The sequence below is a fragment of the Streptomyces sp. NRRL S-920 genome (assembly GCF_000717945.1).
Classification (GTDB): Bacteria; Actinomycetota; Actinomycetes; order Streptomycetales; family Streptomycetaceae; genus Streptomyces; species Streptomyces alboniger.
In genome coordinates, this window is the sequence record NZ_JODF01000044.1 from 30,855 (window position 1) to 56,419 (window position 25,565).

27 protein-coding genes are annotated in these 25,565 nt (G+C 72.5%); 11 read left to right on the forward strand and 16 right to left on the reverse strand.

The features are described 5' to 3' along the window. Positions 1-199: 199 nt before the first annotated feature. From IG54_RS0126755 to IG54_RS0126770, 4 genes are all read left to right on the forward strand, one after another. Entirely contained in the window at positions 200-1,744 is a 1,545-nt protein-coding gene (locus IG54_RS0126755; RefSeq protein ID WP_030789647.1) for a S8 family peptidase, read from the forward strand. Positions 1,745-1,767: 23 nt separating this feature from the next. Beyond that, positions 1,768-3,339, forward strand: a complete 1,572-nt coding sequence (locus IG54_RS0126760; RefSeq protein ID WP_030789650.1) for a S8 family serine peptidase — start codon at positions 1,768-1,770, stop codon at positions 3,337-3,339. A 141-nt stretch (positions 3,340-3,480) separates the two neighbouring features. Further along, positions 3,481-4,929: a CoA transferase gene (locus tag IG54_RS0126765; protein WP_030789652.1), complete on the forward strand. Its 1,449-nt coding sequence runs from the start codon at positions 3,481-3,483 to the stop codon at positions 4,927-4,929. A gap of 176 nt (positions 4,930-5,105) precedes the next feature. Then, positions 5,106-6,110 (forward strand): CopD family protein, encoded by a 1,005-nt coding sequence (locus IG54_RS0126770; RefSeq protein ID WP_030789655.1) that lies wholly within the window; start codon positions 5,106-5,108, stop codon positions 6,108-6,110. Here IG54_RS0126770 and IG54_RS0126775 read toward each other — a convergent pair. The 7 genes from IG54_RS0126775 to IG54_RS0126805 form a co-directional block, all read right to left on the reverse strand. Further along, on the reverse strand, positions 6,017-6,763 hold the full coding sequence (locus tag IG54_RS0126775) for a lysoplasmalogenase (RefSeq protein WP_051819993.1): 747 nt from the start codon (positions 6,761-6,763) through the stop codon (positions 6,017-6,019). The genes IG54_RS0126770 and IG54_RS0126775 overlap by 94 nt on opposite strands. Beyond that, on the reverse strand, positions 6,760-7,686 hold the full coding sequence (locus IG54_RS0126780) for a sterol desaturase family protein (protein WP_051819994.1): 927 nt from the start codon (positions 7,684-7,686) through the stop codon (positions 6,760-6,762). The genes IG54_RS0126775 and IG54_RS0126780 overlap by 4 nt, the downstream gene beginning before the upstream one ends. Before the next feature lie 106 nt (positions 7,687-7,792). After that, positions 7,793-8,503: a VIT1/CCC1 transporter family protein gene (locus IG54_RS0126785; protein WP_030789664.1), complete on the reverse strand. Its 711-nt coding sequence runs from the start codon at positions 8,501-8,503 to the stop codon at positions 7,793-7,795. A 24-nt stretch (positions 8,504-8,527) separates the two neighbouring features. Next, positions 8,528-9,790, reverse strand: a complete 1,263-nt coding sequence (locus IG54_RS0126790; protein WP_420712284.1) for an amidohydrolase family protein — start codon at positions 9,788-9,790, stop codon at positions 8,528-8,530. Beyond that, the gene (locus IG54_RS0126795; RefSeq protein WP_030789670.1) at positions 9,787-11,088 is read right to left on the reverse strand and encodes an amidohydrolase family protein; all 1,302 of its coding nucleotides are present in this window, start codon (positions 11,086-11,088) and stop codon (positions 9,787-9,789) included. The genes IG54_RS0126790 and IG54_RS0126795 overlap by 4 nt, the downstream gene beginning before the upstream one ends. A gap of 14 nt (positions 11,089-11,102) precedes the next feature. Continuing rightward, positions 11,103-11,987, reverse strand: coding sequence for an SDR family NAD(P)-dependent oxidoreductase (locus tag IG54_RS0126800; RefSeq protein WP_030789673.1), 885 nt, complete (start codon positions 11,985-11,987; stop codon positions 11,103-11,105). Position 11,988: 1 nt separating this feature from the next. Beyond that, the gene (locus tag IG54_RS0126805) at positions 11,989-12,786 is read right to left on the reverse strand and encodes an acetoacetate decarboxylase family protein (RefSeq protein ID WP_030789675.1); all 798 of its coding nucleotides are present in this window, start codon (positions 12,784-12,786) and stop codon (positions 11,989-11,991) included. A gap of 82 nt (positions 12,787-12,868) precedes the next feature. Here IG54_RS0126805 and IG54_RS0126810 point away from each other — a divergent pair, with 82 nt between their 5' ends. The 6 genes from IG54_RS0126810 (at position 12,869) to IG54_RS0126835 (ending at position 18,284) form a co-directional block, all read left to right on the forward strand. After that, complete coding sequence (locus IG54_RS0126810) at positions 12,869-13,504, forward strand: TetR/AcrR family transcriptional regulator (RefSeq protein ID WP_030789677.1); 636 nt, start codon at positions 12,869-12,871, stop codon at positions 13,502-13,504. Positions 13,505-13,535: 31 nt separating this feature from the next. Further along, positions 13,536-14,531 carry a DEDDh family exonuclease gene (locus tag IG54_RS0126815; RefSeq protein ID WP_030789679.1) on the forward strand — a complete coding sequence of 332 codons (996 nt, stop codon included), beginning with the start codon at positions 13,536-13,538 and terminating at the stop codon, positions 14,529-14,531. Positions 14,532-14,623: 92 nt separating this feature from the next. Beyond that, positions 14,624-14,857, forward strand: a complete 234-nt coding sequence (locus tag IG54_RS0126820; protein ID WP_078594554.1) for a hypothetical protein — start codon at positions 14,624-14,626, stop codon at positions 14,855-14,857. A 47-nt stretch (positions 14,858-14,904) separates the two neighbouring features. Then, positions 14,905-15,693 (forward strand): SURF1 family protein, encoded by a 789-nt coding sequence (locus tag IG54_RS0126825; RefSeq protein WP_030789684.1) that lies wholly within the window; start codon positions 14,905-14,907, stop codon positions 15,691-15,693. A 45-nt stretch (positions 15,694-15,738) separates the two neighbouring features. Continuing rightward, entirely contained in the window at positions 15,739-17,523 is a 1,785-nt protein-coding gene (locus IG54_RS0126830) for a glycoside hydrolase family 15 protein (RefSeq protein ID WP_030789687.1), read from the forward strand. A 5-nt stretch (positions 17,524-17,528) separates the two neighbouring features. Further along, positions 17,529-18,284: an SDR family oxidoreductase gene (locus tag IG54_RS0126835; RefSeq protein WP_030789690.1), complete on the forward strand. Its 756-nt coding sequence runs from the start codon at positions 17,529-17,531 to the stop codon at positions 18,282-18,284. Between the two features lie 27 nt (positions 18,285-18,311). Here the strand turns inward: IG54_RS0126835 and amaP are convergent, their stop codons facing one another. Genes amaP through IG54_RS0126860 form a run of 5 tightly spaced genes read right to left on the reverse strand, consistent with a single transcriptional unit; the run spans position 18,312 to position 20,671 of the window. Next, entirely contained in the window at positions 18,312-18,899 is a 588-nt protein-coding gene (amaP, locus tag IG54_RS0126840) for an alkaline shock response membrane anchor protein AmaP (RefSeq protein WP_234336357.1), read from the reverse strand. Next, positions 18,896-19,579 (reverse strand): DUF6286 domain-containing protein, encoded by a 684-nt coding sequence (locus tag IG54_RS0126845; protein ID WP_030789696.1) that lies wholly within the window; start codon positions 19,577-19,579, stop codon positions 18,896-18,898. The genes amaP and IG54_RS0126845 overlap by 4 nt, the downstream gene beginning before the upstream one ends. Continuing rightward, on the reverse strand, positions 19,576-19,959 hold the full coding sequence (locus IG54_RS0126850) for an Asp23/Gls24 family envelope stress response protein (protein WP_030789701.1): 384 nt from the start codon (positions 19,957-19,959) through the stop codon (positions 19,576-19,578). Before IG54_RS0126850 ends, IG54_RS0126845 begins: the two co-directional genes overlap by 4 nt. Before the next feature lie 3 nt (positions 19,960-19,962). After that, complete coding sequence (locus IG54_RS0126855) at positions 19,963-20,148, reverse strand: hypothetical protein (RefSeq protein WP_030789704.1); 186 nt, start codon at positions 20,146-20,148, stop codon at positions 19,963-19,965. Positions 20,149-20,188: 40 nt separating this feature from the next. After that, the gene (locus IG54_RS0126860) at positions 20,189-20,671 is read right to left on the reverse strand and encodes an Asp23/Gls24 family envelope stress response protein (protein WP_030789707.1); all 483 of its coding nucleotides are present in this window, start codon (positions 20,669-20,671) and stop codon (positions 20,189-20,191) included. A 96-nt stretch (positions 20,672-20,767) separates the two neighbouring features. On the opposite strand from IG54_RS0126860, the gene IG54_RS0126865 reads away from it, so the two are divergent. Next, the gene (locus tag IG54_RS0126865; protein WP_030789711.1) at positions 20,768-21,484 is read left to right on the forward strand and encodes a hypothetical protein; all 717 of its coding nucleotides are present in this window, start codon (positions 20,768-20,770) and stop codon (positions 21,482-21,484) included. A 43-nt stretch (positions 21,485-21,527) separates the two neighbouring features. Here the strand turns inward: IG54_RS0126865 and IG54_RS0126870 are convergent, their stop codons facing one another. The 4 genes from IG54_RS0126870 to IG54_RS0126885 all read right to left on the reverse strand — a co-directional run. Further along, positions 21,528-22,331, reverse strand: coding sequence for an enoyl-CoA hydratase/isomerase family protein (locus IG54_RS0126870; protein ID WP_030789714.1), 804 nt, complete (start codon positions 22,329-22,331; stop codon positions 21,528-21,530). Between the two features lie 157 nt (positions 22,332-22,488). Continuing rightward, positions 22,489-22,710 (reverse strand): helix-turn-helix domain-containing protein, encoded by a 222-nt coding sequence (locus IG54_RS0126875; RefSeq protein WP_030789717.1) that lies wholly within the window; start codon positions 22,708-22,710, stop codon positions 22,489-22,491. A 389-nt stretch (positions 22,711-23,099) separates the two neighbouring features. After that, positions 23,100-24,698, reverse strand: a complete 1,599-nt coding sequence (locus tag IG54_RS0126880; protein ID WP_030789720.1) for an ABC-F family ATP-binding cassette domain-containing protein — start codon at positions 24,696-24,698, stop codon at positions 23,100-23,102. Between the two features lie 120 nt (positions 24,699-24,818). Continuing rightward, the coding region (locus tag IG54_RS0126885) for a hypothetical protein (RefSeq protein WP_420712285.1) at positions 24,819-25,565 on the reverse strand (747 nt) is incomplete at its 5' end.

The following is a 25,565-nucleotide window of genomic DNA, read 5'->3' on the forward strand; positions in this document are numbered from 1 at the left end:
TTGATGTTGCTTCCGTTGTCTGCTCAACGGCGCGGCGGCGTGCACGACGCGCCCTGACTCCCCGGTTTCTTCTTTCTTCGGGGAGCCATTGCTGGCCTGGGAGTTCGGGGGATAGCTTCACCCCTGCACCCCCGTCATGTACCTGCCCGAGCACCAGCTGTGTTCGGGCAGTTCCGTATCCGGATGATGTGGAGATCCCATGGCTCATCTGCGTTCAAGACGCCGTACGGCGCTGACCGTGCCGCTCGGTATCGCGCTCGCCGCCTCGGTCGGCTTCGTGCCCGGTGCCGCGACAGCGGCCCCGAACGAGCCGCCCGCCCCGGTCGCGGCGGCCGCGGAGGACGCCCCCGTCTTCGCGTACGTCGTCAACACCCGTGCGGACCACCGGACGATCGCGTACGTGAAGCGGGCGATAGCCAGGGCAGGCGGGTCCGTCGTCGTCGCGCACGAGAAGATAGGCGTCATCGTCGCGCACTCCTCGGACCCGGAGTTCGGCGAGCGGATGCGTGATGTGCGCGGCGTGCGGTCCGCCGGTGCGACCCACACCGCGCCCCTGCGGGCGGCGGGCACCACGAACGACGGCAAGGCGAAGCTGCTGTCCGAGGCCGACGCCAAGTCCCTGAAGCGGAGCGCCGCTCCCGGCGCCGAGCCGATGGAGGCCGACCAGTGGGACCTGCGGGCGATCGGCGCCGACAAGGCGGCGAGGGTCAACCCGGGCAGCAAGAAGGTCACCGTCGCCGTGATCGACACCGGCGTCGACGACACCCACCCGGACCTCGCGCCGAACTTCTCGGCGTCGCAGTCCGCGAACTGCGCCGGCGGCAAGGCGGACACCTCGGCCGGTGCCTGGCGCCCGGCGAACAAGGACCACTACCACGGCACGCACGTGGCGGGCGAGATAGGCGCGGCGCGCAACGGCGTCGGTGTCGCGGGTGTCGCGCCCGGTGTGAAGATAGCGGGCATCAAGGTCGCCGACCCGGTCGATGAGCTGTTCTACCCGGAGAACGTGGTCTGCGCCTTCGTGTTCGCCGCCGAGCACAGCGTGGAGATCACCAACAACAGCTACTACGTGGACCCGTGGCTGTACAACTGCAAGGACGACCCGGACCAGAAGGCGATCCTCGACGCGGTCAACCGCGCCCAGCTGTACGCGCAGCGCAAGGGCGTCCTCAACGTCGCCTCCGCGGGCAACTCCAACCACGATCTGGGCTCCGACGCGATCGTCGACAAGTCCAGCCCGGACGACTCCACTCCGGTCACCCGCACCATCGACCCGAGCGAGTGCCTCGACGTGCCGACGCAGCTGCCGGGCGTCGTCACCACGAGTGCGACGGGCGTCAAGAACCTCAAGTCGTCGTACTCCAGCTACGGCAAGGGCGTCGTCGACGTCACGGCCCCGGGCGGCGACAAGTACCAACTGCCGGCCGACACCCCCTCGAAGAACGGCAACATCCTCTCGACGATGCCGAACGGCGAGTACGGCTGGCTGCGCGGTACGTCGATGGCCGCGCCGCACGCCGCGGGCGTCGCCGCGCTGCTGAAGTCCACGCACCCCAAGGCGGGCCCCGCCGAGTTGCAGCGCCTCCTCAAGGCGCAGGCCGACCGTATGGAGTGCCCGTCAGGACCGTACGACCCGGACGGCGACGGTGACGTCGACGCGGTCTGCGAGGACGGCGGCAAGGGCAAGAACGGCTTCTACGGCAGCGGACTCGTCGACGCGCTCGAAGCGGTGAAGAAGAAGTGACGGGGAGTACGGATATGACTGACATGACCAGGCCCCTGAGCGGCCGAGCCACCGGCTTCCGGCGCTCGCGCCGCGCGCTGGCCCTTCCCGTCGGCATGGCGGTGGCCTCGGCCGTCGCGTTCCTGCCGGGTTCGGCCTCGGCACGGCCCGCCACCCTGCCGGACGCTCCGGCGTCGGCCCTCTCCGCGCCGTCGGCGGACGCCCCTTCGATGAGCTACGTAGTGAACGTGCGCCCCGGAAAGGGCAGTACGGCCCGTGCCGAGAGGGCCATCGCCAAGGCCGGCGGCGATGTCGTCATCGCGTACGACAGGATCGGCGTCATCGTCGTCCACTCGGCGAACCCGGACTTCGCCAGGACGATCCGGGGGGTGAAGGGCGTCGACTCGGCGGGCGCGACCCGGACGGCTCCGCTGTCCGCGCAGTCCGACAACGCCCTCGCCGCCGAGCGTCCGCTGACCGCCGCCGAGGCGAGGGCCGCGGCGGGCAGGGCGGCGGCGGGGCAGGACGAGCTGGAGCCGCTCCAGTGGGACCTGCCCGCCATGAAGGCGGACAAGGCGCACGAGATCTCGCTCGGCAGCCGCGAGGTCACGGTGGCCGTGCTCGACTCCGGAGTCGACGACACGCACCCCGACATCGCGCCCAACTTCGACCGCCGGGCGTCCGCGAGCTGCCTGGGCGGCGTGCCCGTCCAGAAGGACAACGCGTGGCGTCCGGTGGCCAAGGAGAGCGACCACGGCATGCACGTGGCCGGTTCGATCGCCGCCGCGAAGAACGGCACCGGGATCACGGGCGTGGCGCCCGGCGTGAAGGTGGCGAGCCTGAAGGTGGCGGAGCCCGCGACCGGCCTCTACTACACGGAGGCCGTCGTCTGCGGGTTCGTATGGGCGGCCGACCACGGGGTGGACGTCACCAACAACAGCTATTACACGGATCCGTGGCTCTTCAACTGCACGACGGACGACGATCAGAAGGCGCTGGTCGACGCGGTGGGCCGGGCCGCGAGGTACGCGGAGCGCAAGGGCGCGGTGAACGTCGCGGCGGCGGGCAACGCGAAGACCGACCTCGCCCAGGAGGAGATCGTCGACAAGACGAGTCCCAACGACACCACTCCGGTGACGCGCACCATCAACACCGCGGAGTGCTTCGACCTCCCGTCGCAGCTGCCCGGCGTCGTGACGGTCTCCGCCACCGGCGCCAAGAACATCAAGGCGTCGTACTCGAACTACGGCAAGGGCGTCATCGACATCACGGCCCCGGGCGGCGACGCCACGAGGTACCAGGCGCCGAACCCGCCCGCCGTCGACGGCAGGATCCTGTCGACCCTGCCGGGCGGAAAATTCGGCTACAAGGGCGGTACGTCGATGGCGTCACCGCACGCCGCGGGCGTTGCCGCACTGCTGAAGTCCACGCATCCGCACGCCTCACCGCAGCGGATCAAGGCCCTCCTGTACCGCCAGGCGGACGCGATGGCCTGCACCGATCCGTACGACTTCGACGGTGACGGCAAGGTCGACGCGGTCTGCGAGGGCGACAGGAACAAGAACGGCTTCTACGGCGTGGGCATGGCCGACGCGCTGGACGCCGTGCGCAAGTAGGCCGACGCGCGTACGAGTTGCGCGAGTAGCTCGACGCGCGAACGAGTGGGAGGGGCCGGGCGGCGATGCGTCGTCCGGCCCCTCCGTCGCGTCCGGGCCGCGTCCGAGCCGCGTCCGAGCCGCGTGCGGCATAGTGCGTGCATGACACAGACATCCTGGGAGAGCACAGGAGAGGCATGGGCCGCGCTCGGCGGTGATCCCGCCCTGCTGTCCGGCGTCTCGGCCGTCGTACGCGACGGCGCCCTGCCCGCCCGGCTGCCCGTCATCGGACTCGCCCGCGCGTGCGCGGGCGTCTGCGCCCTGGCCGCCGCGGAGTTGACCGCGGCGCGGACCGGGCGGCAGGTGCCCCGGGTGCGGGTCGACGACGGGGCCGTGGCGACGGCGTTCACCAGCGAGCGGCATCTCCTTGTCGACGGGCGCGCGCCGGTCAACTTCGCGCCGCTGTCCCGTTTCTGGCGCACCGCGGACGGCTGGGTGCGCACGCATGCCAACTACCCGCATCACCGCGCGGCGTTGACGGCAGCCCTGGGGCTCGCCGACGAGCCTTCGGTGGACACGGGGGACGCGGGGGACGCAGTGGACACGGTGGACATGGTGACCTCGGTGGCCGCGTGCCTCGCCGAGCGGTCCGCCGTCGAGGTCGAGGACGCCGTGTACGCCGCCGGGGGCCTCGCCGTCGCGCTGCGGTCCCCGAAGGAGTGGACGGCGCATCCGCAGGGCGCCGCGGTGGCCGCCGCTCCGCTGCTGCGCCGGGAGCGGTCCTGTGACGCCCCCGCGCTGCCTCTGCCGCCGCTCGACGGCGACCCCGCGCTGCCCGCCCAAGGGGTCCGCGTCCTCGATCTGACGCGGGTCATCGCGGGCCCCGTCGCCACCCGCACCCTCGCGCTGCTCGGCGCGGACGTGCTGCGCGTCGACTCGCCCCGGCTGCCCGAACTCGCCGACCAGCACGCGGACACGGGTTTCGGGAAGCGCTCGGCCACGCTGGACCTGGAGGCCCGCGCGGACCGGCGGGTGTTCGAGGAGCTGCTGGCACGGGCCGACGTGGTCGTCACCGGCTACCGCCCGGGCACCCTCGACCGCTTCGGCCTCTCCCCCGAGGCGCTGGCCGAGCGCAGGCCCGGCGTCGTCCTCGCCCAGCTCTCCGCGTGGGGCGAGGACGGGCCGTGGGCCGCGCGGCGCGGCTTCGACAGCCTGGTGCAGGTGGCGACGGGGATCGCGGCCGTCGAGGGGTCGCCGGAGCGGCCCGGCGCGCTGCCCGCCCAGGCCCTGGACCACGGCAGCGGCTATCTCCTCGCGGCGGCCGTCCTGCGCGCGCTCACCGAGCGGTCGGCCACGGGCGGGACCCATCTGGCACGGCTCTCGCTGGCAAGGACGGCGGCGTGGCTGATGGGGACGGGGGCACACCAGGCTCAGCAGGCACAGCAGGTACAGAAGACCGCGTACGACGGTCCCGGGCCCTGGCTCACCGAGACGGACGGCCCGCTCGGGCGGCTGCGGCACGCCGTGGCCCCGGTCTCCTTCGAGGGCGGCCCGGACAACTGGAGCCGACCACCCGGAGCTTGGGGCGCCGACCGGCCCGCGTGGCGCTGAGGGCGGCCGGTCGCGGCGGAAGCGTACGGATCTGACCGGCCCGGATCGGACCGGATCGGACCGGTATTGCCCCACTTGTCCCCCAGGAGTTGCCCGTCCCGCTCACAGCTGGTGAAGATCTTGTGGTGAGTTCCATACGACCGTCCGTCGAGCCCGGAGGCGACGCGACGACCGGCATACCGGCCACCGCTTCCGTCTCGCACCGCGCCCCGCGCCGCCGCCCTCCCGTGGGGCGCGCCGTGGCCGTGCTCGTACTGGTGGCCGTCGCCGCGCTGATCCCGCTGCTCGGCCCCTCGGTCGCCCTGCGCGACACCGGCGAGGCACGGGCGCCCGGCACGGGCGGCATCACCTTCCTGCGGGCGGTCGTGTTCGCCGCCCTGTGCGTGCAGCTGGGCGAGGTGTTCGCGACGCGGCTCGCCCGCCGCGTCCCGGGGGCGCCGCTGCACCGGGCGCCGCGCGGGTGGGCGGCGTACGCGGCGTGGGCGGGGTGCGCGGCGGCGCTCGGGCTGGCCACGGTCGTGGCGAACGGCAACCTCGTCCCCCAGCGGCTCGCGGACCTGGACATCGGGCGGCTGTACGACTCCCGCGACGGATGGCTCGCCCTGCTGGAGGTCAACGCCTTCATCGCGGCCGCGCTGTGCGCCCGCTCCCGGCGCCCCTCGGCGGGCGCGCTCCCCCTGGCCGCGGTGATCCTCGCCGAGGCGCTGCGGGCCCACCCTCCCGTGGAGGACTCCGCGCTGGTCGGCAGCGGCCTCACCCTCGTGCACCTGACCTGTGGGGCGCTGTGGGCGGGCGGGTTGCTGCACGTCCTGCGGATGCTGCGCCGGTGGCGGACGACCTCTCCGGAGGAGGGCCTCGCCGTTCTCGGGCTCTACGCGCGCGTGGCGGCCGTTCTGTTCGCGGCGATCACCGTGACCGGCTGCTTCAGCACGCTGCGCCGGATGCCGCCCGGCACGGTGATGGACCAGCTCACCGAGACGGCGTACGGCCGCACGCTGCTGGCCAAGGTACTGGTGGTGGCCGTCGTCGCCGTGCTCGCGCTGCTGGCCCGTCAGCGGTTGCGCGGCACCGGCGCCCCTCTGCGCGCCTATGTGCCCGCGCGCGGGGAGGTGGCCGCGCTGGGCGTCGTCGTGGCGCTGTCGGCGCTGTTGACCGCGGTGCCGGTGCCGATCCGCTGGTGATCCGCGAGCAGGAGGGCCCTGGCCAGCAAGTACTGGGCAGCGAGGTACGTGAGCATGATCGCGAAGTCGGGCCGGGGCAGTTGCGGCCACTCGGCGACGCCGGTCGCGATGAGCGTGTCCGACAACAGGAACAGCGCCCCTCCGAGGCCCGCCGTGAGGCCCAGCGCGGTCGCGCGGAACGCCATGGCGGTGAGCAGCACGCTGTAGCCCGCGACGGGGCCCCGCATGTCGGACGGCAGGTCCGGCCAGAGCAGCGCCACGGTGCCGACGAGCGCGAGGGCGTACGCGGCCACGAGCGCCGCCCCGCGCGCGTGGGGCGAGCCGCCCACGCGCGCGGACCGCTCCGTGTCTCCGTACCGCTTGAAGAGCACCAGGTAGCAGATGTGTCCGGCGGCGAAGGAGCCCATTCCGGCGAGGAAGGCCGGTTCGGCGTCGAAGAGCAGGAGCGTGTCGCCGCCCCAGCCGAGGAGGAGGGCGACGATCAGCAGGCGCGGGCCCCGCTGTACGCCCACGTACGCGGCGAGGAGCGGCATGAGCAGCGGCTTGAAGACGGCGTGTCCGTAGTCGGAGTCCGCGAGGAGCGCCACGAGGTCCGCGAGCGCGGCGAGGGCGAAGGCGCCGAGGAGCAGCCGGGGCGCGGGGCGCGCCGTCACGTCGCCGGCTCCGCGACAGCCGACTCCGTGACAGTCGGCTCCGCGACAGCCGTCTCTGCCACCGGCGTCTCCGCGACCCGCGTCTCGGGAGCCTTCGGCTGCCATCCGGGGCCGCGGAAGACCCGCCCGGCGCGCTCGCGCCAACTGGTGGCCGCCCTCAGGTCCCTGGCGATGGCGACGTACTCGTGCGTGGCGACGCGCAGCGGGTTGTACGTGTTGATGTTCTTCGTCAGGCCGTACACAGGACGGTCGGTCTCGGCGACCCAGGAGCCGAACAGCCGGTCCCAGATGATGAGGATGCCGCCGAAGTTGCGGTCCAGATAGCCGCCCTGGGAGGCGTGGTGGACGCGGTGGTGCGAGGGCGTGTTGAGGACGAACTCGAAGGGGCGGGGGAGCTTCCCGACGCGTTCGGTGTGGATCCAGAACTGGTAGACCAGGTTGGCCGACGAGCAGAAGGCGAGCGCCGCGGGATGGACGCCGCAGGCGATGAGCGGCAGGTAGAACGGCCACACGGTGAGGCTCGTCCAGGGCTGGCGCAGCGCCGTGGTGAAGTTGAACTTGCGGCTGGAGTGGTGCACCACGTGGCAGGCCCACAGGATGCGGATGACGTGGTGGCCCCGGTGCGACCAGTAGTAGAAGAAGTCCTGCGCGAGGAGCATCAGCGGGATCGTCCACCACAGGACGGGCACCCGCAGCGGCGTCAGCGTGTAGACGGCCGTGTAGACCGCCACGATCGGGATCTTCCACAGGAAGTCGAAGGCCAGGCTGCCGAGGCCCATGGTGACGCTGGTGGCGGCGTCCTTGGTCTCGTACCCGGCGGCGTCCTCGTCGGGGTGGATCCGGTGGCTCACGATCTCGACGACGGTGAGCAGCACGAAGGCCGGTATGGACCACAGCACCACATCGGGCAGGTTCGGGGACATGCGTGCACCGTAGAACGGCTCATCGCCCGCGACTAGAGGTTGTTACCGACAAGTATTACCGGCGGTACGGGAGGAGTTGTTGGTGATCCTCGCCAAAGGCCCCGCGTCAGACCCCGGCCGCTCCCAGCAGCGCGCCCGCCCCGTAGGTCACCGCCATCGCGAGCGCGCCGCCCGCCATGTTCCGCAGCACGGCGCGGCGCACGTCCGCCGCGCCCAGGCGGGCGCTGCTCCAGCCCGTGAGGCCGAGGGCGCCGAGGACCGAGACGACGGTGACGCCGAGGCGCCAGTCGGCGGGCGGGAGGACGATCGCGAGGAGCGGCAGCAGCGCGCCCGCGGTGAACGCGACGAAGCTGGCCCAGGCCGCGTGCCAGGGGTTGGTGAGGTCGTCGGGGTCGATCCCCAGCTCCACGCGCGCGTGGGCCCGCAGCGCGTCCCTCTCGGTCAGTTGCTCGGCGGCCTCGCGGGCCACGTCACGGCTGAGTCCGCGCTCCTCCAACAGGTCGGTCAGCTCGCCCAGTTCCGCCTCGGGTTGTTCGCGCAGCTCGCGCTTCTCCACAGCGAGGGCGGCCCGCTCCGAGTCGCGCTGCGTGGACACGGAGACGTACTCGCCCGCGGCCATGGACATGGACCCGGCCAGCAGTCCGGCCAGGCCCGCCGTCAGCAGGGTGTCGCGGGCATCCGTGGCGCCCGCGACACCGACGACGAGGCCCGCGGTGGACACGATGCCGTCATTGGCCCCCAGCACGGCGGCCCGCAGCCAGTTGAGCCGTGAGCCGAGGGCGCCGCCGTGCGCTTCCTCGTGCGTTGCTTCCGTCACGCAGGGAGCATCGCATCACCCGCGTCACCAGACCCGTACCGACCCTCCCGGCGCGAACACCGGGCTCGTGGCGCCTGCGGGTGCCTCCTTGAGGGGTTCGTCCAGTTCCTGGACCGTGGGTCCCACGCGCGCGGCGATGCGGCCGAGCCGCTCCAGGTCGAAGCCGTAGACGCCGGCGGCGTTGCCGCCGGCCATCGCCGCGATCTCGTCCCTGGGCAGGCCCGCGTAGGCGCGGCGGAGGCCCTCGCGCGAGTGCGGGTAGGTGCCCTCGTCGTGGGGGTAGTCGCTGCCCCACATGATCTTGTCGAGGCCGATGCGGTCGCGCAGGGCCGCCTCGTGCGGGCGCATGAAGCTGGCGCCGACGAAGCAGTTCTCGCGCCACACCTCGGAGGGGCCCTTGCCCATCGCGTCGGCCAGGCCCGCCCCGAACTTCGACTCGGCCGTGTCGGCCGCACCTGTCCTCATCTCCGCCGCGACCAGGCGCGAGTGGTAGTAGTCCAGCATGTCCAGGACGCCCGGGATCCACCCGGAGCCCTGCTCGGTGAGGACGAGCCGCAGCCCCGGGTGGCGGCGGAAGGCGCCGCCGAAGACGAGGTGCCACAGCGCCCGGTGCGAGAACCACGTCGTCTCGACCATGAACACCGCGCGCGCTGCGGGTTCCTCGCCGAGTAGCGGCGACGCCGAGCCCGCGTGGTGGTTGACCGGCACGCCCAGTTCGGCGCAGACCGCCCAGATCGGGTCGTACGCCCGCGAGTACAGCTCCGGCAGACCCGAGCCCGGCGGGGTGCCGGGCAGCATGAGCCCTCCGGTGAGGCCTGCCTCCACCGCCCCGCGGATCTCCGCCACGGCCCGGCCGACGTCGTTCAGGAGGATCTGGAAGACGCCCGCCCTGCGGCCCGGCGCCGCGGCGCAGAAGTCCGCGAGCCAGCGGTTGTGGGCGCGCAGGCCCGCCCAGCGCAGCTCGAACTCCTCGCGGGTCGGCGCCGGGGCCATCAGCGAGGCCGAGGGGAAGAACGGCGGGATGGTGTTCGGGAAGACGACCTCGGCGACGATGCCGTCCTCTTCGAGTTCGGCGATACGGCGGTCGGAGTTCCAGTTGCGGTCGGCGGTGTCCGCGAGCAGGTCCTCGTACGGATTGACGTAGGTGGCCGCCCACTCGTCGAACGCCTCGTGGTGGCGGGACTCCAGGTAGGGCCGGTAGTCCAGGAGGTCGGCGCCCGCGTGGCAGTCGGCGGAGATGACGGTGTAGCGGTCCTGGTGGGTCGGATCGCTCATGGGCTCGCTCATGGGGTCACCCCCAGCGCGGGGAAGTCGTGGTCGGTCAGCCAGTGGCGGCCCACCTCGCGCGAGCGCGCCCAGGAGGCCTCCACCGCCGTCTGGTCGTCGTGCTGGCCCAGTTCGGCCGGTGTGGGGCCGATGCGGCGGGCCAGCGGCGCGAGGACGCCGGTGTCGAAGCCGAAGACCTCGGCGGCGGCGAGGCCCAGCATGCGCCGGGTCTCCGCCACGGGGATGTCGTGGAAGGTCTTCCTCAGCCACGCGCGCGTGTCGGGCCAGGTGCCCTCGGGGTGCGGGAAGTCGCTGCCCCAGAGGATGTTGTCGACGCCGATCTCGTAGCGCTGGGCCAGCTCGCGGCGCTTGGTGTTGGTGGCGCAGACGAAGATCTGCCGGTCGAGGTACTCGTGCGGCGGGCGCTTCAGCTCCGCGAACGGGGAGAGCTTCTTGCCGCCGTGCGCGCCCAGGTAGAGGCGGTCCATGAACCACAGGAGGTTCGGCAGCCACCAGCAGCCGGACTCCGCGACGCCGAACCTCAGCCCGGGGTGGCGCTCGAAGACGCCGGACCAGAGCAGGAACCACAGCGGCCGCGCGGGCCACCACGTCACTTCGGAGACGTAGATCCCGAGGTGGTCGCCGTACTCGTGGCGGGGCGCGGCCCCCGAGTGCGTGACGACGGGCATGGCACACTCGGCCGCCGCCGCCCATACGGGGTCGTAACGCCGGTCGTGGTAGGGCGCCTTGTCGACCCACATGGAGGGGATCATCAGCGCGCCGAGCCCCGACTCCTTGGCGCGGTGGATCTCGGCGACGACGCGGTCCACCTCACCGGTGACGGGCAGCAGGGCGACCCCGCAGTGCCGTTCGGGGTGCTCGGAGACGAAGTCGGCGAGCCAGCGGTTGTGCGCCTGGGCGCCCGCCATGCCCAGCTCGGGGTCCTGGTCGCCGGAGAGGCCGAGGCCCACTCCGAAGGGCGCGGCCGTCCGGCTGTCCACGGCGTCCGCGTCGGGGAAGACGACCTCGGCGGCGACCCCGTCGCCGTCCAGCTCCTTGAGGCGCTGCGCGGTGTCCCAGCCGCCGCGCAGGCCCTCCTCGTTGTCGTTAAACCACTTGGCGGCGAAGACGTCGTTGCGGATGCCGAGCCGGGTCGCCTCCTCCCTGCGCGCGTCCAGCTCGCCGAGGAAGTCGTCGAAGGCGCGGTGGAAGCGGCTGTCCAGGTAGGGGCGGTACTCCTCGGTGGGGAGCCCGGCGTGGCAGTCGGAGGAGATGATCAGGTAGGGGTCGAGGCGGGGATCGTTCTGCTGAGCCGTCATCAGGTGTCCCTCGGTCAGTCCAGGATGAAGCTTTCGAGATACGCCGGGTCGGAGCGGTCGAGCATCGACCGCGACCTCGCCTTGATCTGCCGGTCGCTGTGCTCGCTCTCCGGAAGCAGCCAGAAGCGGCCCGCCGCGATGCCTTCGGCGACGAAGTCCGCGACCTGTTCGACGGGCGTGAACTCCACCGCCTGCCCGGCCTCCTTCATCGCCGCCTCCCACTGGTCGAGGCTGCGGTAAGGGGTTTTGCGGGGGCGCGACTTGGCGTACCGCTCGGGCCGGTTGCGGTGCGACTCCCACAGGCCGGTACGCAGCATGTGGGGGCCGGGGAAGAGCACGGACGCGCCCACGCGCGCGTGCTCCGCCTTCAGATGCGCGTACAGGGACTCGGTCATCGTCACCACGGCCGCCTTGGTGACGGCGTAGACGGAGGCGGTGGGCAGCGGTGCGATGCCGCCGTCGCCGGAGGAGGTGTTCACGACGTGACCGGGCTCGCCGCCCGCGATCATCCGGGGCACGAACGCCTGGATGCCGTGGAAGACACCCCATACGTTGACTTCGAAGGCCCACTTCCAGTCGTTCGGATCGTGTTCCCACATGCGGCCCTCGGCGCCCGATCCGACGCCCGCGTTGTTGCACAGCACATGGACGGCGCCGAAGGTCTCGTACACCTCGTCGGCCAGGGCGAGGACCTGCGCGCGGTCCCCGACGTCGACCACGCGCGCGTGCACTCTCGCCCCGTCCTCGCGCAGCCCCGCGGCGGCCTGTTCCAGGGCGTTCTCCTCGACGTCGGCGAGGACCACCTTCAGGCCGCCCGCCGCGAACCGCCGCACCAGGGCGAGCCCGATGCCGCTCGCCGCCCCGGTGACCACGGCGACCTGCCCCTCGCACAGCTCCATCTCAGCCGCTCCCCTCGGGCGGGCCGTCGAGGATCTGCGCGGGGTCGTCGTACCGCTGGTGGATGTAGGGCAGCAGGGCCCGCGCGCTGACGCGCTCCGCGACATGGCCCCGCTGGACGGTGGTCTTCTCGCCGATGGTGATCCCGGCGACCGCGCGGACCGGCAGATCGGCCACCGGGTCGTACATCGACTCGCGCAGGACGACGTCTCCGGTGACGCCCTCCAGCTTGCGCACCTTCTCGTCGCGTACGCAGTGCACGAGCACCGGATCGGCGTCGAAGCCCGAACCGTCCACCGCGGGCAGGAACTTGAAGTAGAAGTCCGTCCTGCGGGCCGGCTCCGGGAGCGGCAGCGCGCCGCTGACCGCACCGCGCACCTCCACGAACGCGATGCCGTGCCGGGCCAGCGCGGCGCGCACGACCAGGCCGTCGCGCTCGACCTCGACCTCGCCGAGCTTCTTCGGCTCCCCGAAGACCTCGCGCCCGCCGATCAGGGCCCGCTCGTGGGTCATCGGCATCACCAGCGGATACCAGCCGCCCACTCCCCCGTGCTCGGCGGCGACGGCCACCGAGCCCGCGCCGAGCGGATAGCCGGGCAGGTCGACCTTGCTGATGTTCGCCCGCACCAGGGGCCGCCCGGTGGGTTTCAGCGGGGGCGGCAGGACCGCCGCGACCGCGTCGGGGTCGCTCTCCCAGACGGCCACCACGCCCGTCGACCAGACTTCGGGGAGCCGGGAACTGGCGGTGCGCGCGGCGGCGATCTCCGCCTCGGTGCGCGCTGCGTACCGTACGCGTGCCATGTCGTACCACCCTTCGTCAGCGCGGACTGGGGCCCGCGGCCGGGACTTGCGGGGGTTCTGTAACACAGTTACAACAGGACTCGTGAAGGGTAAAGAGACGCGCACGCGGCTGAGCCGGGAGGACGTGCTCGGCGCCGCCGCGGAACTGGTGCGGCGGCACGGTCCCCGGTCCTTGACGATGCGCGGCCTCGCGGCCGAGCTGGGCACCGCCGTCACCTCGATCTACTGGCACGTGGGCAACCGCGAGTCGCTCCTGGCCGCCCTCGTCGAGCGCACCGTCGCCGACCTCGGCGAGATCCACCCCGTCGGCCGCACCCCCGCCCAGCGCGTCGTCTCCGTGGCCCGCGCCCTGCGCCGCCAACTGCTCGACCACCCGCACCTCGTCGCGATGGTCCACGAACGCGGCCTCACCGAACGGATGTTCCTGCCCGCCCAGCGGTCCCTGGTCCACGAGGTGCACGAGGCAGGCCTGCGCGGCGCCCGGGCCGCCGACGCGGTGCGCTCCGTCCAGGTCCATGTCGTCGGCCATGTCCTCGTCGAGCGCAACCGCGAACGCGCTCCCGTGCAGCGCCCCGCCGAGGAGGAGCCGTGGACGAAGGACACGGCGGAGCAGGACGGCGCGCTCGCCCGCGCGCTGGCAGGACCCCTCGATCCGGAGGCCTTGTTCACCGTCTCCGTCAAGGCTCTGGTGACGGGGCTTCTCGGACCGGGGGCATGACTGTCGGTGGCGGCCCGTATCCTCATTGACCATGCTCGAAGACCGCACGACCGCAGCGTCCGCCGCCCCCTGGCCGGCCGCGTATCCAACGGGGTACGCGGTCGTCGACGTGGAGACCACCGGCCTGGCCCGCGACGACCGCATAGTGTCGGCCGCCGTCTACCGGGTGGGCGCCCAGGGCGAGATCGAGGACCACTGGTACACGCTGGTGAACCCCCAGCGCGACCCGGGGCCCGTGTGGATCCACGGCCTCACCAGCGAGGTGCTCGCGGACGCGCCGCTGTTCAAGGACATCGCCGAGGAGTTCGCGAGCCGCCTCGACGGCCGCGTCCTGGTCGCGCACAACGCCGTCTTCGACTGGTCGATGATCGCCAGGGAGTACGCGCGCGCGGAGCGCACCGCCCCGGTGCGCCAGCGGCTGTGCACCATCGCGCTCTCCAAGGAGCTTGCGCTCCCGCTGCCCAACCACAAGCTGGAGTCCCTGGCCGCGCACTTCGGCGTCGAGCAGCGCCACGCGCACAACGCCCTCGACGACGCGCGCGTGCTCGCCGAGGCGTTCCGCCCGAGCCTGCACGCGGCGGCCGGCGGCAATGTCCGCCTGCCGCTCCTGGAGTGCCGCCCGCTCACCGAGTGGTCCGACGGCACGCCCCGCGTCGTCCGGCAGTCGACGGGACCGGCGCCCTCCTCGTCGTACCGGCCCGCCAGTTGGCGCCCCTCGCGCAAGCGACCGCCGTGCCCCTACCCGAACCCAGGGCGTTACGAACCGGGCAAACCACTCAAGCAGGGCATGCGGGTCGCGTTCTCCGGAGACACCTCCGTGGAGCGCGATCTCCTTGAGGACCGGGCGGTCGAGGCGGGCCTGCACATCGCGACGAGCGTGTCCCGCCTCACCAGCCTGCTCGTGACGAACGACCCGGATTCGGGCACCTCCAAGACCGTCAAGGCACGCCAGTTCGGCACGCCGGTGATCGACGAGGCCGCCTTCGGCCAGCTGCTCCAGGACGTGGCGCCCGCCACGGACGGGTGATCGCGGGTCGGTGACCGTCAGACGGGTGATTGCGGGCGACTCGCCCGCACACCACTCGCTCCGCACCGCCGCGGCGCCCCACCCTGTGGCGCATGGCACGTTGCGAGGTCTGCGGAAACGACTACGGCATGTCCTTTGAAGTGCACGCGCAAGGCTCGGTGCACGTCTTCGACTGCTTCTCCTGCGCCATCCACCGCATGGCGCCCATCTGCGAGCACTGCCGGTGCCGCATCATCGGCCAGGGCGTCGAGGTGGAGGGCCACTGGTACTGCGGCGCCCACTGCTCACGCGCGGAGGGGCGGGTGGGCATCGTCGACAAGGTCTGAGTGACCCCACGTCCCGGCACCCCGCGACCGAGTTGTACCGTCGTGGGGTGTACCGCTTCCTCCTGACCCGGCAGTGGGTGATCCTCACCCTTATCGCCCTCGTTCTCATCCCCGTGATGGTCGAGCTGGGTTTCTGGCAGCTGCACCGGCACGAGCACCGCGTCGCGCAGAACGAGCGGATCGCCAAGGCACTGGCCGCCGACCCGGTCCCCGCCGAGGAGCTGACCTCCCCCGGCCACGAGGTGCCGAGGACGGATCTGTACCGCCGGGTGAGCGCCAAGGGGACGTACGACACCAAGCACGAGGTCGTCGTGCGGCGCCGCACGAACTCCGATGACGAGGTCGGCTTCCACGTCCTGACGCCGTTCGTCCTGGACGACGGCAAGGTCCTGCTCGTCAACCGCGGCTGGATCCCGGCCGACGGCCCGCAGACCGCGTTCCCGGAGATCCCCGCCGCCCCCAAGGGCGAAGTGACCATCACCGGGCGCCTGATGGCCGACGAGACGTCCGCGGCCAGCGGCATCAAGGACGTCCGCGGCCTGCCGGACCGTCAGATCATGCTGATCAGCAGCGGGCAGCAGGCCGACAGCCTCGGCAAGCAGGTCCTCGGCGGCTATATCGAGCAGACCTCGCCCGAGAACCGCGGCAACACCCCCGAGCTGATCGGCGAGCCCGACCACAGCGGCATCGGCGCGCACATGGCGTACGCGGTCCAGTGGTGGCTGTTCGCCACGGGCGTCCCGATCGGCTGGGTGGTCCTGGTCCGCAGGGAGCGCCGTGACCGCGCCGCCGCCGCGGAAGCACCCACTCCGGAAGCCGCGCCCACCACCGCTTGAGGCACCCTTCGATTGACGAGGGCCTCCTCCGGGAACCCGTTCTGCGTGTCCCGCCCCATTGAAGATTACGCACTCATCGGCGACCACCAGACCGCCGCCCTCGTCGCCAGGGACGGCTCGCTGGACTGGCTCTGCCTGCCCCGATTCGACTCCGCCGCCTGTTTCGCCGCGCTGCTCGGCGACGAGGAGAACGGCCACTGGCGCATCGCCCCCACGGACGCGGACTCCTGCGCCCGCCGCGCCTACCGCCCCGACTCCCTCGTCCTCGACACCGAGTGGGACACCGAGGACGGCTCCATCCGTGTCACCGACTTCATGCCCCAGCGTGACCGCGCCCCCGATGTCGTACGCATCGTCGAGGGCCTCAAGGGCAGCGTCACCGTCCGCAGCACGCTCCGGCTCCGGTTCGACTACGGCTCCGTCGTGCCGTGGGTGCGCAAGGTGGACGGCCACCGCGTCGCCGTCGCCGGACCCGACTCCGTGTGGCTGCGCAGCGAACCGCCCGTGCGCACCTGGGGCCACGACTTCGGCACCCACTCCGAGTTCACCGTCGAGGAGGGCGAGAAGGTGGCGTTCGTCCTCACCTGGCACCCCTCGCACGAGCCGCGCCCGCCCCTCGTCGACCCGTACACCTCGCTGCGCGAGAGCCTGGAGGACTGGCGTGCCTGGACCTCCCGCTGCCAGTACGACGGGCCGCACCGCGACGCGGTCATACGCTCCCTGATCACCCTCAAAGCGCTCACCTACGCCCCGACCGGCGGTGTCGTGGCCGCCCCCACCACCTCCCTGCCCGAGGAGATCGGCGGCGTACGCAACTGGGACTACCGCTTCTGCTGGCTGCGCGACTCCACCCTCACCCTCGGCGCCCTGCTCCTCGCCGGCTACCTGGAGGAGGCCGAGGCCTGGCGCGACTGGCTGCTGCGCGCGGTCGCGGGCAACGCCGCCGACCTCCAGATCGTGTACGGCCTCGCCGGCGAACGGCGCCTTCCGGAGTACGAGATTCCGTGGCTGCCCGGGTATGAGGGCTCGGCCCCCGTGCGCATCGGCAACGAAGCCGTGGAGCAGTTGCAGCTCGACGTGTACGGCGAGGTCGTCGACTCCCTCGCCCTCGCACACCGTTCGGGCCTCGCCCGCCGCCCGCAGGCCTGGAACCTCCAGCTCTGCCTCCTGGAGTTCCTGCGCGAGAAGTGGCGCGAGCCCGACCAGGGGCTGTGGGAGGTGCGCGGCCCGCGCCGCCACTTCGTGTACTCGAAGGTGATGGTGTGGGTCGCCGCCGACCGCGCGGTGCGCGCCCTGGAGGAGGACCCGGAGCTGCCCGGCGACGCGGACCGCTGGCGGGAACTGCGGGACGAGGTCCACCGCGAGGTGTGCGAGAAGGGCTACGACCCGGAGCGCAACACCTTCACGCAGTCCTACGGCTCCACCGAGCTGGACGCCTCGCTGCTGCTCATCCCGCACACCGGTTTCCTGCCCCCCGACGACCCGCGGGTCATCGGCACGATCGACGCGGTCCGCGCCGAGCTGAGCCACCACGGCCTGCTGCGCCGCTACACCTCCGACGGGAAGGAGATCGACGGCCTGCCCGGCCAGGAGGGCACCTTCCTCGTCTGCACCTTCTGGCTGGTGGACGCCCTGCACATGACGGGGCGCACGAAGGAGGCGCTCGAACTGTTCGAGTACCTGGTGTCGCTGACCAACGACGTGGGGCTGCTCGCGGAGGAGTACGACCCGGTCTGCGGCCGCCAGCTGGGCAACTTCCCGCAGGCATTCAGCCACATCGGCCTGGTGAACACCGCCCTGGCGCTCTTCGGCGAGGACACGGAAGGATAGCGGCCATGGATCTTGGACTGAAGGACCGTGTCTACGTAGTCACCGGCGCCACGCGCGGCCTCGGCCACGCCACCGCGCGCGAGCTGGTCGCCGACGGCGCGAAGGTCGTCATCACCGGCCGCGACGAGAAGACCGTCGCCGGGGCGGCCGCCGAACTCGGCCCGAACGCGGTGGGCGTCGCCGCCGACAACGCCGACCCGGCCGCCGCGGGCCGGCTGGTCGCGGCGGCACGCGAACACTTCGGCGGCTTCGACGGCGTGCTGATCAGCGTGGGCGGGCCCGCGCCCGGCTTTGCCGCGGACAACACCGACGAGCAGTGGCAGGCCGCCTTCGACACGGTCTTCCTCGGCGCGGTCCGGCTCGCCCGCACCGCCGCCGCGGAGCTGCACGAGGGCGGCGTCATCGCGTTCGTGCTGTCCAGTTCGGTGTACGAGCCGATCGCGGGCCTGACGATCTCCAACGGCCTGCGGCCCGGCCTCGCCGGGTTCGCCAAGTCCCTGGCGGACGAGGTCGGACCGCGCGGCATCCGCGTCCTCGGCGTCCTGCCGGGCCGCATCGCCACCGACCGCCTGCGTCAGCTGGACGGGCTCTCCCCCGACCCGGAGGCGACCCGCGCCGCCAACGAGGCGAGGATCCCGCTGCGCCGCTACGGCACACCGGAGGAGTTCGGGCGCGCGGCGGCCTTCCTGCTCTCACCCGCCGCCTCGTACGTGACAGGGGTCATGGTGCCGGTGGACGGCGGGGCGCGCAGCGGCTTCTGATGGGTGCGGGCCCGCGGGGCGCGGGGCTCAGCTCACGCGTTCGGCGCGGTGCTTGACCCCGCGCAGCCGCACCGTGGCGGGCAGGCTCGCCAGGCCCGCCGAGGTGCGGGCGCGCGCGAGGACCTCGGAGGAGAACCGGTGCAGCGCCGCGGAGGGCGTGGCGTCGGGCGTGAGGACGAGGTCCACGCGTGCCCGCGGTGTGCCGCGGCGCCCGGTCAGGGCGGTGTGGGCGCGCTCGACGCCGTCCAGCACCTCGGCCTCACCGGCAAGGACCTGCTCCAGGGCGCGCCCGCGCAGCAGTGCGCCCTCGCCGTCCCCGGTCTCCACCAGGACCTCCGCGAGACGGCGCCTGCGCAGCTGTGCCGAGAGCCACCACAGGGCGAGCAGCACCACGAGGGCGAGGCCGCCGATGACCGTGGGCCAGAACCATCCCTCGTCCCGCCGGCTCGTCCGGTCGGCGGCGCTGAGCAGCACGTCGTGCCGCCCGTCGTGGATCCACCAGGAGGGCGGCGAGGCGCCGAGCCCGATGGCAAGCACCGAGCCGCCGAGGACGAGCAGCACGAGCCCGAGCAGGGCGAGGATGACGCGGTTGACCGTGCGCGGCATCGCGCTCACCCCTTCTTTCCGGGCCGGGCGACGTGGACCGAGAGTTCGGGGGCGCGCGCGAGGCCGAGGTCGCGGATGGCGTCGGCCAGCGTGGCGTCCAGGTCGCCGCGTACGTCGTCGAGTTCACGGAAGTGCGAGACGGCCCGCACGTTCACCTTGGAGCGTGTCATGCGCACTCGCGCGGACTGCACGCCGGACACGTCCATGGCGCGATCGCGCAGCATCGTGGCGGCGGCGTCGCGGTAGAGCCCGGCGCGTACGTCGGAGCCGGTGCGCCGCATCGGCAGGAGCGCGCGCTGTCCGGGGGTCGCGGCGAGCACGAGGAGCCAGAGTCCGGCGAGGGCGGCGACGGCGGCCCCGGCGAGCACCGCGGCGTCGTCCAGGGGCCGCTCGCCGAGCTGGTGTGCGAGGTCGTGCCGCCAGCGCATCGCGGAGTGGCCGGCCCGCACGGCGACGATGTCGTACAGGAGGAGCCCCGCGCCGCCGAAGATCAACAGGGCGAGGAGCGCGGCGGGGACCCGGCGCGGGGACCAGAACCGGGAGGCCTTGCCGCCGGTGTCCTCGGCCGCGAGCGTGGGCAGTGGGTGAGGGGTGGCGCCGGACGCCGGCCCGGATCCGTCCTCGCCCTGTCGCGCCTGTCCGACGACCGGCAGCGGCTGCGTGGCGCCGCTCCCCGAGGGTTCGCTCATCGTGTCCTCCCCTGCGCGGCGACGCGTACCCGCGCCGAGTGCAGCCGCTCCACCTGGACCACCACCTCGGGCACGTCCATTCCCGCCAACGCCTCGACCCGCTCGGTGACTTGCCGGCGCACGGCACCGCACTGGCGGCCGATGTCGCAGGGGTAGTCCAGTTCGAGGCTGACGCGGACGCGGGCGGTGCCGAACGGGGTCCGGCCCGCTCGCGCGGAGTCGTGCGGGGGCGCGAGCACGGAGACCGTGGCGTGCGGCGGGGCGCCGCCGGGGGGTACCGACTCCACCGCCTCGCGCGCCGCCCGCGCGGCGATCTTCGCGACGACCCGGTCGGCGATCCGGGTGGCGCCGCGCTCCCCGGGAGCGACCTGTGCCGCCACCGCTCACCTCCCCCGGTCGCCGCGGGTACGGAAGAACTCGCCGGGCTCCAGGTCCCCCTCGAGGAACCGGCCGGCCACGAAGCCGATGGCTCCCAGGGCGGCCACCAGCAGGAACGCCCCGAATCCGCCGAAGTATCCGGCGAAGCCGAGCGCCATTCCCGCCACCATGCCGATCACGGCCATGCTCATCTCGTGCGCTCCTTAGCGAGACGCGACTGAAGGTTGGTTGCTACTGGAGGCGGCCCGGAGGCTCCTCGTCGTCCTCGTCGGGCAGCTTGACGTCGCTGACCGCGATGTTGACCTCGACGACTTCGAGCCCGGTCATGCGCTCGACGGCCGCGATCACGTTCTCCCGTACGTCCTGCGCGACATCGGCGATCGGCACGCCGTACTCGACGACGATCTCCAGGTCCAGCGCGGTCTGCACCTCGCCGACCTCGGCCTTCACCCCGCGCGATACGGATTTCGAGCCGCCGGGGACCCGGTCGCGCACGGCCCCGAAGGTCCGCGCGAGGCCGCCGCCCATCGCGTGCACGCCCTCGACGTCCCGCGCGGCGAGCCCGGCGATCTTCTCGACGACTCCGTCCGCGATGGTGGTGCGGCCCCGGCTCGCGGCGTCGCCCCCGCCGCGCCCGGCCGCGCCCGTCAGGCCTTCGTTCGGGGAGTCCTTCTCCAGCGTCTGAGCCGTCTTCCGCTCTCCGGTTTCGGTCATCGCCGTGCCGTCCGTTTCGAAAGGGGGATCTGCTTTCTTTGCCCACATTAAGACGGGTTGCGCGGCAGCGCTCCAGGGATGCGGCAGGCTGGGGCCATGACGGGTGACGGTTGGACCGAGGCGGTACGCCGACAGCTGGGCCTCGGCCGGGTGCTGCCACTGGGTGGCGCGCGGGACGGCACATGGGTGACGGAGTCGGCGGCGGGCGGCGCGCTGCGGCACGCCGCGCGAGGAGTGACCGGTGTGCGCCTCGGCACGCTCCGGATCGCCCTGGCCGATCCCGGCGGCGCGTACGTCGGGGCCGTGCCGCCACCGCCGAGCGCGCTGCCGCCGGGGCCGCTGCGCGTCACGGCGGACTTCGCGGCCGCCACCGGCCGGCCGCTGCCCGCCGCGGCGGACCTGCTGCGCGCCGCGCTCCGCGGGGCCACGGACCGGCTCGGCCTGGTGGTCGACGAGGTGGATCTACGGGTGACGGCGCTGCTGGACGAGAACGCCGAGCCCGGGGACGTACGCACTGAAGCGCCTCGGGGCGGCGAGGCGTGGGCACCCGAGGGCGACAGCGCCGAGGCGCGCGCCGGGCGGGCCGCCCTGGGGGTGCTCGGGGTGACCCGGCTGACGGGGGCGCTCGGCCCTGCCGTGCATATCGAGGAGCGCCCGGCGACGGGCGCGCTGCCGCGCCGCCACGCGCGCGTGGAGGTCGCGACGGACCGCGAGCACCGCGCCCTGGACGTGGCGCTCGCGGTCCGCGCGGCAATCGCCGCCACCCTGCCGGATCACCCTTCGGTGGCCGTGCTGGTCACGGCGGTGGACTAGGGCGTGTCCGGCGGACCGGCCGAGACTCGGCATCGGCCGGGTGTCAGTCGCCGAGGCCCGCGAGGTCGCGCAGTCGGCGGCCCTGTGCGGCGCGCTCGGCGATGCGCTGCTCTTCGTAGGAGCGGTCCGTGGCGCCCTGGAGCAGTGTCTTGGTCTCGATGACCGCGTCGCGCGGCGCGGAGATCAGTGCGGCGGCCAGGTCCTTGGCGGCGGCGTCGAGTTGGTCCGCGGGCACGACGAGGTTGGCGAGGCCCACGCGCTCGGCCTCGTCCGCGTGGACGAAGCGGCCGGTGGCGCAGATCTCAAGGGCGCGGGCATAGCCGACGAGGCCCACGAGCGGGTGCGTTCCGGTGAGGTCGGGGACGAGGCCCAGGCTGGTCTCGCGCATGGCGAACTGCACGTCGTCCGCCGCGATCCGCAGATCGCAGGCGAGCGCGAGCTGGAAGCCGGCGCCGATGGCGTGGCCCTGGACGGCGGCGATGGACACGATGTCGCCGCGCCGCCACCAGGTGAACGCTTCTTGGTACCCGGCGATCGTGGCGTCGAGGACGTCGTCCTCACCGCGTGCCATATCGATGAAGGACGGCTCGCCGTCGAAGCCCTCGGGCGCGAACGCCTGCCGGTCCAGGCCCGCGGAGAAGGATTTGCCCTCGCCGCGGAGCACCACGACGCGGACACTGCCGGGCAGCAGCTGACCAGCCTCGGTCAACGCCCTCCACAGCGCGGGAGATTGGGCGTTTCGCTTGGCCGGATTGGTCAGCGTCACCGTGGCGACGGCCTCGTCGATGGTGAGGCGTACGCCGTCCTTGTCGAGAACCGGTGTCAGCTCGCTGTCGGACGAAGCCATGGGTGCCTCCGATGGGATGCAGTCGGGCCGGGCGCGGGGGCGCCCGTAAGTGACTGCACAGTAACCACCCGGGCGATCACACGATCGACCGGGTGGTCACCATCGACCACCGGACTGCGTGCCGCCGGCCGTCAGCCAGACCGCGTGCCGTCGGCCGTCAGGCGGAGGCGACCTTCTTGCCCCGCGTCGCCCCGCCGCGTCCCCGCAGCGTGACGCCGGATTCACTGAGCATCCGGTGCACGAACCCGTACGAACGGCCGGTCTCTTCGGCCAACGCCCGGATGCTCGCACCGCCGTCGTACTTCTTCTTCAGGTCTGCCGCGAGCTTTTCGCGCGCGGCGCCGGTTACCCGGCTGCCCTTCTTCAGAGTCTCGGCCACCCGAATGCCTCCTCATGGGAAGTGCGCTCTGGACTTCTCATGATCACCCCTTGCGGGCTTCCTGGCCACCCATTCGGCAAGGTCCGTACGACAAGGTTTGCCGCTCAGGAAGGGGCCACCACGATCGGAATGCGTGATTCCGCGTGTGGGATTGTGCACATCCGAACGCGCTGAGTGACGAACGGCCAGGTCAGCGGGGTGCGGGGCGGGAGAGCCGCCACCATGCCGTCGCGCCGCCAAAATCCGTGTATGACACACCTCGGTACGAGGACAGCTCACACAGATGAGGGATCACGGATCGGCCGAATGATCCATACGCAGTGGATCAGTGGTTCGATCACGCTGTGTGGACGCCCCCGGGGACGCGGCGGAACGGGCGGCGGCGGGGGTCAGGCGAGCGCGACCAGGTCCGCGTAGTCCTGGCCCCACAGGTCCTCGACGCCGTCCGGCAGCAGGATGATGCGCTCCGGCTGGAGGGCCTCCACCGCGCCCTCGTCGTGGGTGACGAGGACGACCGCGCCCTTGTAGGTGCGCAGGGCGCCGAGGATCTCCTCGCGACTGGCGGGGTCGAGGTTGTTGGTGGGCTCGTCGAGGAGCAGGACGTTGGCCGAGGAGACGACGAGGGTCGCGAGGGCGAGCCGCGTCTTCTCGCCGCCGGACAGCACGCCCGCCGGCTTGTCGACGTCGTCCCCGGAGAAGAGGAACGAGCCGAGCGTCTTGCGCACCTCGACGAGGTCGAGGTCGGGGGCGGCCGAGCGCATGTTCTCCAGGACCGTGCGCTCGGGGTCCAGGGTCTCGTGCTCCTGCGCGTAGTAGCCGAGCTTGAGGCCGTGGCCCTCGATGACCTGGCCGGTGTCGGGCTTCTCGGCGCCGCCGAGCAGCCGCAGCAGCGTGGTCTTGCCCGCGCCGTTGAGGCCGAGGATGACGACGCGTGAGCCCTTGTCGATCGCGAGGTCGACGTCGGTGAAGATCTCCAGCGAGCCGTACGACTTCGACAGGCCCTCGGCCATCAGCGGCGTCTTGCCGCACGGCGAGGGCTCGGGGAAGCGGAGCTTGGCGACCTTGTCGGACTTCCGCTCGGCCTCCAGGCCGGCCAGCAGCTTGTCCGCGCGGCGGGCCATGTTCTGCGCGGCGACGGTCTTGGTGGCCTTCGCGCGCATCTTGTCGGCCTGCGAGTGCAGGGCGGAGGCCTTCTTCTCGGCGTTCTGCCGCTCGCGCTTGCGGCGCTTCTCGTCGGACTCGCGCTGCTGCTGGTAGAGCTTCCAGCCCATGTTGTAGACGTCGATCGCGGAGCGGTTGGCGTCCAGGTAGAAGACCTTGTTGACGACCGTCTCGACGAGGTCGACGTCGTGGGAGATCACGATGAAGCCGCCGCGGTACGTCTTCAGGTAGTCGCGCAGCCAGACGATCGAGTCGGCGTCGAGGTGGTTGGTCGGCTCGTCCAGGAGGAGCGTGTCGGCGTCCGAGAAGAGGATGCGGGCCAGCTCGATACGGCGGCGCTGGCCACCGGAGAGCGTGTGCAGGGGCTGGCCGAGCACGCGGTCGGGGAGGTTCAGCGCGGCGGCGATGGTGGCGGCCTCGGCCTCGGCGGCGTACCCGCCCTTGGTGAGGAACTCCGTCTCCTGGCGCTCGTACTGCTTCAGGGCCTTCTCGCGGGTGGCACCGGAGCCGCTGGCGATGCGCTGTTCGTTCTCGCGCATCTTGCGGATCAGTACGTCGAGTCCGCGGGCGGAGAGGATGCGGTCGCGGGCGAGCACGTCGAGGTCGCCGGTGCGGGGGTCCTGCGGGAGGTAGCCGACCTCTCCGGAGCGGGAGATCGTGCCGCCCGCGGGGATGCCCTCGCCCGCCAGGCACTTGGTCAGGGTGGTCTTGCCCGCCCCATTGCGGCCGACGAGGCCGATGCGGTCGCCCTTCGCGATGCGGAAGCTGGCGTTCTCGATGAGGATGCGGGCGCCGGCGCGCAGCTCGATGCCGGAAGCGGTGATCACGGGGGTACTCCTGAACAGGGTGGACGGCGAGAGGGACGACTGGTTGCTCTAGGCCGGTGTCTACGCCGTCCAACTGAGGAGAGGAGCTGCCATGGCAGCCATTCTAACGGGCGAACGCAACTAGTTTTCTGGGCCGCTGCCGTCGCCGCGGCCCCGCTCCAGGTCTCCGTTGCCCAGCGGTGTGCGGCCCGGGACGATCCTTCCGTAGTCGTCCACCGCGATGACCTGCGAGGTCCAGGAGGTCGTGGTACCCGCGCAGGGCTGGGCGACCAGGAGGACGCCCTCGCGGCGGAGCGAGCGGGCGGGTTCGAAGGCGCAGCCCCGGCGGGCGGGCAGGACCCAGCGCAGGTCGCCGTCGGCGGCGCGGTAGGCGGCGATGCGGTGCGGGGTGACGACCGCCAGCATGCGGGCCCCCGCGGTGAGCGGCTGGAGCACTCCCGCGCCGCCGCGCGCCGCGGCTGTGCGCAGCCAGGGGGCGCTCTCGGGGATGGCGCGGTGCCAGCGCACGGAACGTCCGCCGACCCGCTCGGTATCGGTCACGAGCCCGTCGCTCCAGAGCGTGAAGGCGTGCCCGGACTCGGCCAGGAGCGTGAGGGGCCGACGCCCTTCACGCGTATACGTCCAACGCGGCTCGCCACTCCCCACGTCGTACGCCTCAACGGCCCGCCCCTTCGCGCGCAGGGCGGGTTCGGCGGCTTCGGTGTCGGGGTTCTGCTCATCCACGCGCGCGTGGACGGTGAGGCGGTCCCCGAACGGGGCGGGCCGCGAGTGGTGGGCGGCGGTGACGAGCGGCAGGGCGAGCAGCGCGAGGGCGACGGGGATCGCGAGGCGGGTGCCGGTCGGTTTCCGGGAGGGCGGGGGCGGGGC

Coding starts and splice junctions, on each gene's coding strand:
- IG54_RS0126755 (WP_030789647.1), top strand. CDS start 200: ATGGCTCATCTGCGTTCAAGACGCCGTACGGCGCTGACCGTGCCGCTC.
- IG54_RS0126760 (WP_030789650.1), top strand. CDS start 1,768: ATGACCAGGCCCCTGAGCGGCCGAGCCACCGGCTTCCGGCGCTCGCGC.
- IG54_RS0126765 (WP_030789652.1), top strand. CDS start 3,481: ATGACACAGACATCCTGGGAGAGCACAGGAGAGGCATGGGCCGCGCTC.
- IG54_RS0126780 (WP_051819994.1), bottom strand. CDS start 7,686: ATGTCCCCGAACCTGCCCGATGTGGTGCTGTGGTCCATACCGGCCTTC.
- IG54_RS0126790 (WP_420712284.1), bottom strand. CDS start 9,790: ATGAGCGAGCCCATGAGCGATCCGACCCACCAGGACCGCTACACCGTC.
- IG54_RS0126795 (WP_030789670.1), bottom strand. CDS start 11,088: ATGACGGCTCAGCAGAACGATCCCCGCCTCGACCCCTACCTGATCATC.
- IG54_RS0126800 (WP_030789673.1), bottom strand. CDS start 11,987: ATGGAGCTGTGCGAGGGGCAGGTCGCCGTGGTCACCGGGGCGGCGAGC.
- IG54_RS0126805 (WP_030789675.1), bottom strand. CDS start 12,786: ATGGCACGCGTACGGTACGCAGCGCGCACCGAGGCGGAGATCGCCGCC.
- IG54_RS0126815 (WP_030789679.1), top strand. CDS start 13,536: ATGCTCGAAGACCGCACGACCGCAGCGTCCGCCGCCCCCTGGCCGGCC.
- IG54_RS0126820 (WP_078594554.1), top strand. CDS start 14,624: ATGGCACGTTGCGAGGTCTGCGGAAACGACTACGGCATGTCCTTTGAA.
- IG54_RS0126835 (WP_030789690.1), top strand. CDS start 17,529: ATGGATCTTGGACTGAAGGACCGTGTCTACGTAGTCACCGGCGCCACG.
- IG54_RS0126845 (WP_030789696.1), bottom strand. CDS start 19,579: ATGAGCGAACCCTCGGGGAGCGGCGCCACGCAGCCGCTGCCGGTCGTC.
- IG54_RS0126855 (WP_030789704.1), bottom strand. CDS start 20,148: ATGAGCATGGCCGTGATCGGCATGGTGGCGGGAATGGCGCTCGGCTTC.
- IG54_RS0126860 (WP_030789707.1), bottom strand. CDS start 20,671: ATGACCGAAACCGGAGAGCGGAAGACGGCTCAGACGCTGGAGAAGGAC.
- IG54_RS0126865 (WP_030789711.1), top strand. CDS start 20,768: ATGACGGGTGACGGTTGGACCGAGGCGGTACGCCGACAGCTGGGCCTC.
- IG54_RS0126870 (WP_030789714.1), bottom strand. CDS start 22,331: ATGGCTTCGTCCGACAGCGAGCTGACACCGGTTCTCGACAAGGACGGC.